Origin of the sequence: Corallococcus sp. AB045, from assembly GCF_003668895.1 — a bacterium.
GTDB classification, from domain to species: domain Bacteria; phylum Myxococcota; class Myxococcia; order Myxococcales; family Myxococcaceae; genus Corallococcus; species Corallococcus coralloides.
Genome location: NZ_RAWN01000233.1, coordinates 1 through 13,065 on the forward strand (window position 1 = coordinate 1; position 13,065 = coordinate 13,065).

Annotated in this window: 7 protein-coding genes; 3 read left to right on the forward strand and 4 right to left on the reverse strand. The window is 72.3% G+C overall.

Going from position 1 to position 13,065, the window contains the following annotated elements; genetic code table 11:
• The first annotated feature begins 68 nt into the window (after positions 1-68).
• On the forward strand, positions 69-2,477 hold the full coding sequence (locus D7Y21_RS35610) for a penicillin acylase family protein (protein WP_121718054.1): 2,409 nt from the start codon (positions 69-71) through the stop codon (positions 2,475-2,477).
• 418 nt (positions 2,478-2,895) lie between these two features.
• A complete protein-coding gene (locus tag D7Y21_RS35615) occupies positions 2,896-3,576 on the forward strand; it encodes a Crp/Fnr family transcriptional regulator (RefSeq protein WP_120563505.1) in 681 nt (226 codons plus the stop codon).
• Between the two features lie 3 nt (positions 3,577-3,579).
• Here the strand turns inward: D7Y21_RS35615 and D7Y21_RS35620 are convergent, their stop codons facing one another.
• The 4 genes from D7Y21_RS35620 to D7Y21_RS35635 all read right to left on the reverse strand — a co-directional run bounded on the left by D7Y21_RS35620 (position 3,580) and on the right by D7Y21_RS35635 (position 11,370).
• A complete protein-coding gene (locus tag D7Y21_RS35620) occupies positions 3,580-5,121 on the reverse strand; it encodes an adenylate/guanylate cyclase domain-containing protein (protein WP_121718055.1) in 1,542 nt (513 codons plus the stop codon).
• A gap of 14 nt (positions 5,122-5,135) precedes the next feature.
• On the reverse strand, positions 5,136-7,154 hold the full coding sequence (locus tag D7Y21_RS35625; protein WP_121718056.1) for a protein kinase: 2,019 nt from the start codon (positions 7,152-7,154) through the stop codon (positions 5,136-5,138).
• A gap of 154 nt (positions 7,155-7,308) precedes the next feature.
• Complete coding sequence (locus D7Y21_RS35630; RefSeq protein WP_121718057.1) at positions 7,309-8,175, reverse strand: NAD-dependent protein deacetylase; 867 nt, start codon at positions 8,173-8,175, stop codon at positions 7,309-7,311.
• A gap of 66 nt (positions 8,176-8,241) precedes the next feature.
• Positions 8,242-11,370, reverse strand: a complete 3,129-nt coding sequence (locus D7Y21_RS35635) for a tetratricopeptide repeat protein (RefSeq protein ID WP_121718058.1) — start codon at positions 11,368-11,370, stop codon at positions 8,242-8,244.
• Positions 11,371-11,550: 180 nt separating this feature from the next.
• Here D7Y21_RS35635 and D7Y21_RS43160 point away from each other — a divergent pair, with 180 nt between their 5' ends.
• The gene (locus D7Y21_RS43160) at positions 11,551-12,999 is read left to right on the forward strand and encodes a TonB C-terminal domain-containing protein (RefSeq protein WP_233612410.1); all 1,449 of its coding nucleotides are present in this window, start codon (positions 11,551-11,553) and stop codon (positions 12,997-12,999) included.
• The last annotated feature ends 66 nt before the right edge of the window (positions 13,000-13,065 follow it).

A 13,065-nucleotide genomic window follows, 5' to 3' on the forward strand; every position in this document is an offset into this window, starting at 1 on the left:
CCGAGATCTCCACTCGCCTAGTCGTCGGCAGCGTCAGATGGGTATAAGAGACAGCCCAGGTCCTGCGCATGCTGCGCATGTTGCCGTCCGCCATGGCCGTGGCCACCCCGGGCGTGGGCCCCTGGCTCGCCCGCCGCCGCTGGACGCGCGAGGAAGGCACGCTCACCCTGCCCGGCCTGCACGGCAAGGTGGAGGTGCTGCGCGACACGTGGGGCGTGCCGCACATCTTCGCCAATGACGAGCACGACCTGTTCTTCGCCCAGGGCTACGTGCACGGGCAGGACCGGCTGTGGCAGCTGGAGATGGGCCGCCGGCTGGTGGACGGCCGGCTCGCCACCCTGCTGGGCCCCATGGGCGTGTCCGCGGACAAGTTCCTGCGCACCATGGGCCTGCGCCACATGGCCGAGCAGTCCTGGCAGCAGGTGGACCCGGAGGCGCGCGCCATCCTGGAGGCCTACAGCGCGGGCCTCAACGCGCGCATCGCCGCGGAGCCGCTGCCCTACGAGTTCACCGTGATGGCCACGGAGCCCGCGCCCTGGACGCCCGTGGACTCGCTCGCGCGCGGCAACCTGCTGGCGATGATGCTGGGCGGCAACCACCGCCTGGAGCTCTTCCGCGCGCGGCTGGTGGCGGCGGTGGGTGAAGAGGTGGCCAACGCGCTGCTGCCGCAGAACGCGCCGGAGACGCCCCTCATCGTCCCGAAGGAGGCGCGCCTGCCGGGCCTGAAGGACGTGAAGGCGATGTCCGGCCTGGACAGCGTGGACGCCGTGATGGGCGACCCCAACATCGTCTCCGGCAGCAACAACTGGGTGGTGCACGGCCAGCGCACGAAGAGCGGCCAGCCGCTGCTCGCCAATGACGTGCACATCCCCCTGAGCATGCCGTCCACCTGGTACGAGAACGGCCTGCACGGCGGCCGCTTCCAGCACGTGGGCTTCTCCCTGCCCGGCGTGCCCATGCTGATTGTCGGCCACAACGGGAAGGTGGCCTGGGGCATGTCCAACCTGGGGCCGGACACCCAGGACTTCTACATCGAGAAGCTGGACGACCCGAAGGCGCCCAAGAAGTACCTCTACCAGGACGTCTGGCACGACCTGGAGGTGCGCCGCGAGGAGATCCCCGTCAAGGGCGGCGCGCCCGTGGTGCTGGAGGTGAAGAGCACCCGGCACGGCCCGCTGATGAACGTCGTCATGGCGGAGGAGCTGAAGGACAGCGAGCCCCTGTCGCTCAAGTGGGCGCACCGCGAATGCCAGCCGCTCATCAACTCGGTGCTGAAGCTCAACCTGGCCACGGACTGGGAGTCCTTCCGCGCCGCGATGAAGCTCTGGGAGGGGCCGGGACAGAACTTCGTGTACGCGGACACGGCCGGCAACGTGGGCTTCCAGGCCACGGGGAAGATTCCCATCCGCCAGGGACACCAGGGCCTCATCCCCATGCCGGGCTGGACGGGTGAATCCGAGTGGACGGGCTTCATCCCCTTCGAGGAGCTGCCCGCGTCCTTCAACCCGCCCGCGGGCTACGCGGCCACGGCGAACAACAAGATTACGTCCGACGACTACCCGCACCTCATCGCGCACAACTGGTTCCCGGGCTACCGCGCCAAGCGCATCACCGACCTGATTGAAGCGGGCACGCAGCACACCGTGGAGTCCATGCGGGACATCCAGTCGCAGACGTACTCGCTGCCCGCGGAGGCGCTGCGCCCCTACTTCCTGGCGGCGGCGCTCCCGGCGGACGACATCCAGCGGCAGTCGGTGGAGGCGCTGAAGGCGTGGGACCTGCGCTTCGAGCCGGAGGCCGTGGGCGCCACGGTGTTCCAGGCCTGGTACATCGAAGTGCTGCGCAAGCTGCTCCAGCACAAGCTGGAGCCGTCGCTGGTGAAGGAATACCTGATGGGCCAGTACGAACGGCACGGCAGCCTGCACATGCCCTTCGTCATCGGCCTGATGTCCCAGCCGGACAGCGCCTGGTGGGATGACCCGAAGACGCCGGAGAAGGAGACGCGCGACGACATCCTCCGCGCGGCCCTGGGCGTGGCCACCGCGTGGCTCACGAAGACGTACGGCCCGAAGCCGGAGGCCTGGGCCTGGGGTCAGGTGCACCAGTTGACCTACGCGCACCAGATGCTGGGCGGGCCCGCCATCCCCGGCCCCATCCGGCGCGTCTTCAACAGCCGCCCGGTGCCGGCCCGGGGTGACAACTACTCCGTGGACGGCGCCTCGTTCCTCTGGAGCCACCCGTTCAAGGTGGTCCATGGCACCGCGCTGCGGATGATTGTCGACCTGGCGGACCTGTCCCGCTCCGTGTCCATCCACTCGCCGGGGCAGTCGGAACACCTGTTCCACAAGCACCGCGACGACTTGATGGAGCTCAACCGCAAGGTGGAGTTCCACCCCATGCTCCACACGCGCCAGGCCGTGGAGCAGCACCGCGAGGCCACGCTGACGCTCACGCCCGCGGTGGCCCTGGCCAAATAAAACAACCCGGACTTGAAGGCCGTCACTCCCCCCGGAGCGACAGGCCTTCAGGCCCGGGTTCCATTGCTTTCAGGCTCCAGCGGGAGCCGGCACTCGTATTCGCGTCGAATTCCCCCTCAGAAACTCGACGCTTCCCCCTTCTATGTGCCAGCCCCTGCGGTCCCCCCCATTTCCCGCGCATGCCGCGGTGAGCTAAGAAGTCCCCCGACTCCGTGACTCACCGTGTTGCTGCTGCGCGGGCCCCCCTGCTTCCCGTGCTGCGATGAAGGAACAGTACCGGGACCCCCTGTTTCGATCTGTGAAGCGGCCCACAAGCCCGGTGTGAAGGCGTTCACACCCGCCGGACTTGTCCGCCGGACCTGGATGGGAGGCTTCCCTACCTGCATCCAGGGATTCCGGGCAGAATGGACCTCCCCCCATGTCCTACGCGCAGCTGCTGGCCGAAATCCCCATGTTCGAGAGCCTCGGCCGGGAGGACCTGGAGAACATGTCGTCGCTCCTCCAGCCCCGGCGCTTCGCGAGGGGGGAAGTCATCTTCCACCGGGGGGACGTGGGCACCGCCCTGTTCATCATCCGGCGCGGCCAGGTGGCCATCCGGCTCTCCTCCAGCGAGGGGCGCGAAATCACCCTGGCGCTGCTGGACCGGGGGGACGCGTTCGGAGAGCTGTCGCTGCTGGACGGCGAGATGCGCTCCACGGACGCGATGGCGCGCGAGGAGGCGCACCTCCTGACGCTCCAGCGCGATGACTTCCGGCGCTACCTGGAGACTCGGCCGCAGGTGAGCCTGGCGCTGCTGGCGAACATGAGCCGGCTGGTGCGGCGCACGACGCAGCTCGTGTACGACTCGGCGTTCCTGGATGCGCGAAGCCGGCTGGTGCGGGTGCTGCTGGAGCTGGCGAAGACGCAGGGGAAGCAGGCCCCCGACGGGCTGGTCATCACCCCGAAGCTCACGCAGTCGGAGCTGGCCAACCTGTGCGGCGTCACCCGCGAGAGCGTCAACAAGTGGCTGCGCTACTACGTGCGCGAGGGGATGCTCAGCTTCGAGGGCGGGCAGATCATCCTCCTCCAGCCGGAGCGGCTGGGGCAGGACGCGGAGTAGCCGTCAGCCGCGCACGAGGAAGAGGGACAGGGGCTCGTCGCGGCCCTTCACCATCACCGGGGCCAGCGGCTCCAGCGCGAAGGCGTCCGCGTCCAGGAGCGCCCGCGTGGCGTCCGTGATCAGCACCTCGCCCGGGCGCGCGACGCCGCACACGCGGGCCGCGACGTTGGTGGCGTCCCCCACGGTGGCGTACTGGAGGTAGCGCTCCGAGCCGATGTTGCCCGCGGCCACCGGGCCGGAGTTGAGCCCGATGTGGACTTGAATCTCCGGCACGCCCTCCGCCCGCCAGCGGGTGTTGAGGTCCGCCAGGGCCTGCTGCATCTCCACGGCCGCGCGCACGGCCCGGTCCGCGTCGTCCGGCCGGGCGAAGGGAGCGCCCCACACGGCCATCAGCGCGTCGCCGATGTACTTCTCCAGCGTGCCCTCGTGGCGGAAGACGACGTCCGCCATCACCGGGAAGTACGCGTTGAGCATGTCCACCACCTGCCGGGGCTTGAGGCGCGAGGACATGGCGGTGAAGCCGGTGATGTCGGAGAAGAGGATGGTGACGTTCGCCTCGCGCACCTCCAGCGGCACGCCCCTCAGTGCCTTCAGCTGGCGTACGACGTCCGGCGGGAAGAAGCGCTGGTAGGCGTTTCGCAGCACCGCCTCCTCCTCCAGGCGCCGCGCCAGGTGCGCGTGGTCCAACGAGATGGCGGCCTGGTTGGCGAAGGCGGTGAGGAACTCCAGGTCCTCGTCGGTGAAGAGGCCTCCCTGCTTGAGGCTGTCCAGGTACAGCACGCCCAGCACCGTGTCCCGCGTGCGCAGGGGCACGCACAGCGAGGCGCGGATGGACTGGCGGAAGACGGAGTCCGCGCCCACGAGCCGCGCGTCGTCCTGCGCGTCGGTGAAGAGGGCCGCCACGCCGCGCGAGTGCACGTAGTCCACGATGTGCTGGCTGTAGAAGCGCTCCGGCAGCGCCCCACCCCGCGCGCCACGGGACACACGCGGCTCCAGCGTCCCCGTGTCGCGGTCCACCAGCAGCACCGCCGCCCGGTCCACCGCCCAGATTTGAAAGACGAGCTGGAGCACGCGCTCCAGGAGCCCGTCCACCGGACCCGGGGAGGACAGAATCTGCCCCACCTTGAGGAGCACCTGGAGCTTGTCGCGGGTGCGGTCCGGCGAGCGCGTGTCGAGCAGCGCCTCCATGGTGGGCCCGCCGGAGAAGCGCGTCTCCAACGGCTGCGTGCGCAGCGGGCCCCAGCCGTCCGGCAGCGGCGTGTCCAGCGACACCAGCCGGAACCACACCTCGCCGCAGCGGAAGGACTGGCCGTGGCCCAGCTCCTGGCGCGACACGCGGTGCGGCCCCACGAAGCTGCCGTTCTTGCTGTCCAGGTCCACCAGCACCACGCGCCCGCCCGCGCGCTCCAGCCGAGCGTGGCGCCGCGACAGGCTGGGGTGCGGCACGCGGATGCCGTTCTCCTCGGTGCGGCCGATGGTGGTGGTGCCCTCCGGCAGCATCACCACCCGTTCATCCACCTGGCCTGGGTTGAGGATGACGCGCATGGGCTAGACGGGCTTCAGGTGGGCCCCTTGGCCGTGAAGGCGCCTGGCCGGGGCGGGGATGCGGGCGATTCCAGGACGGCGGGGGCCACCTGTTCGGAGGTGCGGTCCGCGGAGGACGCGGACTGGCTGCCGTGGCGGGCCACCACCTCGCGCACCGCGAGCAACGGGCCTCCAGGCCCCGGCAGGTGGCGGTCCCCGGCGAGCCGGCAGTCGAAGGCGTCCTGGAGCCGTGCGGCCAGCGTCTCGCTCACCAGCACCTGGTCGCGCGCGGCCACGGTGGCGAGCCGCGCCGCGGTGTTCACCACGTCGCCCAGCACCGTGTGGTCCAGGCGCCCGCGCCCGGCCGCGCCCACGTTGCCGGACAGCACCGGCCCGGTGTCCACGCCCATGCACACGCCGTGGGCATACGGAGACGCATCACCGCCGCTCCACGCCAGACCCTGCAGCCGCTGCTTCACCGCGAGGCAGGCATCCAGCGCGCGCGCCACGTGGCCTTCGCCCTGGAAGACGGCCATCACGGCGTCTCCCAGGAACTTGTCCACCACGCCGCCGCGCGACTCCAGCTCCGGGAGGATGACCTCGAAGTTGGCGTTGAGCCGGCGCAGCGCGGACTCCGGCGGGTGCTTGCGGGTGACGGCGGTGAAGTCCGCGACGTCCAGGAAGGCCACCGTGGCGTCCACCTGCTCGCCCGCGAGCCCGCCCGGGCCGCGCACCAGCGGCAGCACCCGGTCCACGATGCCGCCGTGGACGAACATGCGCAGCAGCGCGTTCTCCTCCGTGGAGCGCACCGCGCGGCGCAGCTCCGCCACGTGGCGCACCGTCTTGGCCAGCGTGGACTCCAGGTCGTCCAGGTCCACCGGCTTCACGAGGAAGTCGAACGCGCCCCGGTTCATCGCCGTGCGCAGGTTGGGCAGGTCACCGTAGGCGGAGACCATGACCACCTTCACCAGCGGATCCACCTCGCCCACGCGCGACAGGAAGGTGAGCCCGTCCATGCGCGGCATGTTCAGGTCGCACAGCACCGCGTGCGTGTCCGGGTGCTGGCGCAGGGCCTCCAACGCCTCTTCGCCGTCGCGCGCGAAGACGAAGCGGTAGACGCCGTCGCGCACGTGCCGGCGGAAGCGCTGGCGCATGAGCAGCTCCACGTCCGGCTCGTCGTCCACCACCAGCACCGTGGCGGCCTGCCCGGCGCGGCCCGCCTCCACCAGCGCGACGAAGGCCGCGGCCAGCTCGCGCGCGGAGGTGAAGCGCTGCTCCAGCTTCGGGTGCAGGGCGCGCTGGAAGAAGGCGTCCCCGCCCGCGCCCAGCTCCGGCACCAGCTGCGAGACGGGCACCGCGGGCGGGTGGAAGGCGCCGCGCAGGAGCGGGCCCACGGACTCAGGCCCGTAGGGGAACTGGCCGGTGAGGGCGCGGTAGAGCACCACCGCCAGCGACCAGAGGTCCGCTCTCGCGTCCAGGTCCGGATCCGCGCGCAGCTGCTCCGGGCTCATGTAGCGCAGCGTGCCGGTGAGCCCCTCCGCCTGCGCGGGCGCTCCCGTGGGGATGAGCGAGCGCGCGAGCCCGAAGTCGAGAACCTTCACCACCTCCTCCCCGTCCACGTGGGCGAGGAAGAGGTTGGCGGGCTTCAGGTCGCGGTGGACGAGCCCCGCCGCGTGCGCCGCCGCCAGCGCCCGGGCCACCGGCGTGACGAGCGCGGCCACGCGGGCCGGGGACAGGCGCCCCTGCTGGGTGAGGCGCGTCTCCAGGTCCTCGCCCTCCAGCAGCTCCATGACGATGTACGGCATGCCGCCGTCCACGCCGGAGTCGTGCACCTGCACCACGTGCGGGTGGCGCAGCCGGGCCACGGCCTGCGCTTCCTGTTCGAAGTGGCGGTGGGCCTCCGGCGTGCGCGCCACGACGTCGGAGGCGATGAGCTTGAGGGCCACGTGCCGCTGGAGCTGCAGGTCGACCGCGCGCCAGATGGCGCCCATGCCACCGCCGCCAATCCTGCGCTCCAGCGCGTACCTGCCGCCCAGCGGGCGCCCGGTGTCCATCGGCCCTGTGTCTCCGTCCCAGGCACGGCCACAGCGCGCGTGCCTCGCGAAGCCGGGAATGATGGCACACTTGGCCCCTCCCCTGGCGTGCCCATTCGGTGCCGCGCCCGAAGCCCCGGCGCCCGGCTGCACGCCCGGTGTGGGAGGAGGACCGTCAGGTGCGGGTCAGCGCCTGGGCGAGCCGGGGAAGGACCTCCCCCGCTCGCGCCTCCACGCGCACATCCGCGAGCCCGTCGCCCCGGCTCTCTCCGATGTTGAGGATGCCAATGGGCATGTGCCGCTCCGCCGCGCGGGTGACGAAGCGGTAGCCGGAGTAGACCGTCAGCGACGAGCCCACCACCAGCAGCGCGTCCCCCTCCTCCACGAGCGCGAACGCGTCCTGCACCAGCGGCGCCGCGACGTTGTCGCCAAAGAACACCACGTCCGGCTTCAGCGTCCCGCCACATCGTGTGCACGAGGGGACGCGGAAGCCATCCACGGCCTCCTGCGACAGCTCCGCGTCTCCGTCCGGACGCAGCTCCACGACGGTGTGCGCGAAGTCCGGGTTGAGGCCCAGCATCCGCGCCTGGAGCGACGCGCGCGGCTCCTGCGCGCCACACGCCAGACAGCGCACCCGCGACAGCGCGCCGTGCAGTTCCAGCACGCGCTCACTGCCCGCAGCGTGATGCAGGCCATCCACGTTCTGGGTGATGAGCCCGGGCACCACGCCCGCCTTCTCCAGCGCGGTGAGCGCGAAGTGCGCGTCGTTGGGCCGGGCGGTGGTGAAGCGTGGCCAGCCCAGCAGGCTGCGCGCCCAGTAGCGCTGACGCACCTCCGGCTGGTGCAGGAACTCGCGGTGCTGGATGGGGTTGCGCACCTTGTGGCGCGTCTCCGGGCCGCGATAGTCGGGGATGCCGGATTCGGTGCTGATTCCGGCGCCGGTGAGCACCACGACGCGGCGTCCGCGCAGCAGCCTGGCCAGGGCGTCCACGCCCGCTTCCGGCGGAAGGGCGGCGACAGGGGAGTCCGTGAGGAGCGTCATTCCACCCTCCGTATAACGTGGCCCGTTCGCGCTCGCTCCAGGGCCTTGCCACTTCTGACGAGGCGATTACCGGACGAGCGCGTCCCTGGCGGGGTCCGCGGGCTTCGGCGTAGCCATGGCGGCCTTGAGGTCCTTGCGCGCGGCGGGGGGCAGCCTGGCGATCCAGCGGTCCATCGCCTGGCGCAGCTCCGGCACGGAGGACTCGTCGTCGGGGAGCGCTCCGGCTTCCAGGCGGGCCTCGGCGGCGAGCCGGACGGCGCGGGCCGGGTCCTTCTTCGCGTCCCACAGCGCGCGGGCCAGCATGTAGCGCGCGGCGGGGCGCTCCGCGGGACGGGGCCGGGCGCGCTCCCAACCGGCGACGGCCTGCTCCAGCGGGGCCAGCGCCTCGCGCGGACGGCCGAGCACCATGTACGTGCGCCCCAGGTCCACCAGGGCCCCCGTCCAGCCGCCGTTCACGTCGTCCGGAAGGGACGTCTGGAGCGCGGCGGCGCGCTGGAAGTACGGCAGGGCCTGGTCCGGCTGGTTGCGGTAGCTGAGCGTCTGGCCCATGCCCCGGAGCACCAGCGCCAGCGTGGGGTGGTCCGGGCCCAGGCTCTTCTCCACCTGCTCGAGCGCCGTGGCGAAGCGCTGGGTGGCCTCCTCCAGCCGGCCCATGTGCACCAGCAGCGTGCCGATGTTGTTGACGATGATGGCCACCGTGGAGCTGTCGCGTCCCTCGGTCGTCTCCGCGATGCGCAGCGCGCGCTCGTACAGGGGCAGCGCCTCCTCGCGTTTGCCCTGGTACTGCATCGCCAGCGCCAGGCTGTTGAGCGCGTCCGCCACCTGCGGGTGGTCCTGGCCCAGCGAGCGCTCCAGCAGCGCCAGCGCGCCCCGGGCCAGCCGCTCCGACTGCACGAAGTCACCCTGCTGCCAGCGCACGCTGGCCTGCTCCAGGCGGATGCGCGCCACGTCCGGGTGCTCGGGGCCCAGCGCTCCGCGCACGGTGCCCAGGGCGCGCTCGTACAGGCCCAGGGCCTCCTCCGCGCGCCCCTGTGAGCGGCGCACGGTGCCCAGCTCCACGCGCACGTCCGCGACCTCCAGGGCCTCCGGGCCGAAGCGCTTCTCCAGGAAGGACAGCGCGCGGGTGAGCTGCTCGTGGGCCTCCGGGTAGCGGCCCTGGCGCGACAACAGCCGGCCCAGGTTCATGGCGAGCGCGCCGGCCAGTTCCCTGCTGGCGCCCAGCCGCTCCACCGCGGCGCTGGCGCGCTCCGCGGCCTGCTGCCCCTGGGCGTAATGGTCCAGCCGTTCGCCCGTCACGCGCACCGCCAGCGTCCACGCCCGGGCGGCGGCGTCGTCGTTGCGGCCGGCCTCCGCGGTCCACGCGGCCTGGAGCACCGTGGCCTCCGCGCCCCGGTAGTCCCCGGCCCCGTCCTTCAGCTCCGCGAGCAGCAGCAGCGCGTCCGCGGCGCCGGCCCAGTCCCCCGCGGCGCGCGCGGCCTGGGCCACCGGCTCCACGCGCGCCACGCCCTGCGAATAGCGGCCGGCGGCGCGCAGTGCCCTCGCGTCCACGAGCGCCTGGAGCAGCGCGACCGTGCGGTCCCTGGCGGCGGGGTCGTCGGGTGAAGCGTGGCCGCGCGACGTCAGCGCCTCCACGTCCGAGCAGCCCGCCAGCGGCGTCAGCCCCTCCACCGCGCGGGGCGCCCGCTCCACCAGGTCCGGGTCCGCCTGCGTGAACAACTGCGTGAGCGCGGCCACGTCCGCCAGCCGCGCATCCAGGCAGCGCATGCGCAGCGCCATCACCGCTTCGCTCTGCTCGTGGCGCACGCGGGTGGCTTCACAAGCCGCCGTGCGCGTCGTCACCCACGCGGCGGTGTACGCGTCCAGTCCCCGGCGCACGTGCCGGAAGGCGTCGTGCGCGAAGCGGCGCTCGGTGCCGACGAAGGCCGCCTCCACCGCCTGCTGCCGGGGAGCGTCCCACACGCCGTCCATGGCGCGCGCGGCGCCCTCGCAGCCCGTGACGTCGCGGCCGTGGAGGACGTGCGTGAGGCCCACCGCGGACAGCATGAGCAGCGACGCGCCCGCCACGCGCAGCCGTCGCGTCCGGCGCGCCGCGGGGTCCGACTCCAGCGCGGCGATGAGCGCCTCCATGGACGCGTGGCGGTCCTCGGGCTTCACCGACAGGCCCTTCACCACCACCTTGCGCAGCCACTGCGGCACGCCGGAGTGCCGGGGCACGCTCTTCACCCGCCCCGCGTGCACCGCCTGGGACAGCTCCTCCACCGTCGCGCCCGCGAAGGGGCGCTCGCCGTAGAGGCCTTCGTAGAGCGCGGCGCAGAAGCCGAACTGGTCGCTTCGCGCGTCGGTGCGCTCCTCTGGCGGGAACTGCTCCGGGGCCATGTACGCGGGCGTGCCGCCCTCCATGGCGCGCGGATGCGTGGGGCTCCCCGGCATCACCGGCGGGACCACGGCGCCGAACATGATGCGCGACAGGCCGAAGTCGGTGACACGCACGCGGCCGTCCTGGCCCACGAGGATGTTCTCCGGCTTCACGTCGCCGTGCACGACGCCCACCGCGTGCGCGGCGGCGAGCCCGCGGGCCACGGCGAGGAAGAGCTCCACCACCTGGCGCCACGGGTGCGGACCGTCGTGCTCCCACTTGCGCAGCGTGTGCGCGTCCACCAGCTCCATGGCCAGGAAGACCTGCCGGCCGAAGGTGCCCACGTCGAAGACGGAGACGACGTGCGGGTGGGAGACGCGGGCCATGGCCTGCGCCTCGCGCAGCACCTGCGTGCGTCCGGCCTCCGCGCCCAGCCCCAGCGCCTCCACCTGGAGGAGCTTGAGCGCGACGCGGCGGTCCAGCTCCGGGTCATAGGCGGCGTACACGACGCTCATCCCGCCCACGCCCAGCATCTCCAGGATGAGGTAGCGGCCCACCGCCGTGCCTCGCGCGAGCGGCGGCGTGGGCAGCCTCAGGCGCGGCTTCTTTCCGCGCCACGGGTCCACGGCCAGCGTCGCCAGCTGGCTGTCGAGGACCTCCTCCTCCGGAGCAGCAGGCCCGGAGTCCGTGGGCGGCTGCACCTTCAGCGCCTCGGACACCATGCGCCGGCAGGAGGGACACGTGTCAAGATGCTCGTCGACGAGCGCGGCCCTGTCGGGGGGCAGCGTCCCGAGCAGGAGGTCCATGAACGTGGGTTCGTCCAGACAGGCGAGGGGCATGGGAGGCACGTGGAAGGCGGCAGCACAGCAGGAGTCACGGCGGGCGTCGAGTCACCCCCGGGACGTTTCCTGCGTTGAAGGGTTGCCTGCTCGGCGGGTGGGACGTCGGTTCGCGAACGCACGCGCCTCAACGTGTTGAGACAGGGGGCGCTTTCTGGGAAGTGTCCGAGCATGCGGCGGTTGCGACGTCTCGGATGGGCCGGACTGATATCGCTGGCGCTGCACGCCCTCATCTTCGGGCTGTTGTGGACGCTGGACCCTCATCCGTCGCCCACCGGACGCACGGCCCGGCTGCGCGAGAAAGCGGTCGAGGTGGAGATCATCACCTCCCCTTCCGTCACTCCGGCGCCACCAGCGGTCCAACCGCCTCCGGCCCGGGAGCCCGCCACGCCACCGTCTGGCATCGCGACGCGTGCGCCGCCGAAGAGCGTCCCCACGCCGACTCCCCCCGTGGCGACACGCGAGGCGCCGGAGTCCGCACCGCCGCCCGTCAAACCGCGCGCGCCAGTGAAGGACGCGCCGACCGAGCCACCTCCAGCGACCGCGACGCGCGAACCCCCGGAGCCGCCTCCGCCTCCCGTCGCGACGCGTGAACCCCCGGAGCCGCCTCCGCCTCCCGTCGCGACGCGCGAGCCCGCTCCCTCCGAAGATGCTCCACGCGCGTCGGCGGACGACATTCCACGCCTGGACATCGCGACCCGCATGCCCGCTCCAGACGGGGACCGGCCTCCGGGCACCCTTCCCCAGAACCTGCTCCCCTCCCCCGGCTCGAGCAAGGGGGTCATCATCACGACGCCGGAGAACTCCCGGGGCGGAGGCCGCACGCTGCGCCCCGGCGACCCCAGCCTGTCCGCCGAATCCCTCTCCGCCGAGGAACACGCGCGCGTGTCGGATCGCGTGCAGGGCATCGTCGACGAACGCCGCGCGCGCGACCGCGTGGACACCGGCCGCATCCATCCCTACTTCGGCCAGCTGCGCGCGCAGTTGGAGAAGCAGATGGACGCCCCGCCCCTCTTCGACATGCCCAGCTTCCCCAAGCAGCTGCTGTACTCCTACGCGGAGAAGGCCCGGCAGTTCGGCGCCAGCGGCTCCCCGGGAGCCATGCCCGGGCCTCGCAAGCCCCCCAAGCCGGGCGAACTCCTCGCGAAGCGCGCCCGCGACGAGCCCGGCTACAACCGCCTGCGCGGCCTCTCCCAGGCGGGCGAGGAGCTCCAGGACTTCGCCCACGGCGTCAGCACGATGAAGCTCACCGTCACGCTGGAGCTGCTCCAGGGCCCGGACGGCCTGCTGCGCGAGGTGAAGCTCATCAGCCGCAGCGGCAACCGCGCCTACGACGACTACGTGCTCCAGGCCGTCCCGCCCGCGCTGGGGAAGTCCGCCCCGCCGCCCCCGGACGCGATGGGCGTGCACACGGACGGCATCCGCAGCGTATGGGCCGTGGAGGGCCGCGTCGTCTACGTGCGCAAGGTCAGCGAGATGAAGAAGGGCACGGACAACGTCTACCTCGCCGCCCTGGCCGCCGCGGGACTGCTCGCCGGAAACTTCGATGAGACCACCGGCGAGGTCTACGTCATCGACGTGCGCAACCCGCACTTCGAATGCCGCTCGCGCCTGCTGCGCGTCTACTGACTCAGGGCGTGAACGCCGCCGGCCACCGCACGCCTCCGCCCAGGGGCAGCAGCGCCTCCGCCACGT

Excerpts from the sequence above, each read along its gene's own strand:
- D7Y21_RS35610 (WP_121718054.1), top strand. The coding sequence starts at position 69 with ATGCTGCGCATGTTGCCGTCCGCCATGGCCGTGGCCACCCCGGGCGTG.
- D7Y21_RS35615 (WP_120563505.1), top strand. The coding sequence starts at position 2,896 with ATGTCCTACGCGCAGCTGCTGGCCGAAATCCCCATGTTCGAGAGCCTC.
- D7Y21_RS35620 (WP_121718055.1), bottom strand. The coding sequence starts at position 5,121 with ATGCGCGTCATCCTCAACCCAGGCCAGGTGGATGAACGGGTGGTGATG.
- D7Y21_RS35625 (WP_121718056.1), bottom strand. The coding sequence starts at position 7,154 with ATGGACACCGGGCGCCCGCTGGGCGGCAGGTACGCGCTGGAGCGCAGG.
- D7Y21_RS35630 (WP_121718057.1), bottom strand. The coding sequence starts at position 8,175 with ATGACGCTCCTCACGGACTCCCCTGTCGCCGCCCTTCCGCCGGAAGCG.
- D7Y21_RS35635 (WP_121718058.1), bottom strand. The coding sequence starts at position 11,370 with ATGCCCCTCGCCTGTCTGGACGAACCCACGTTCATGGACCTCCTGCTC.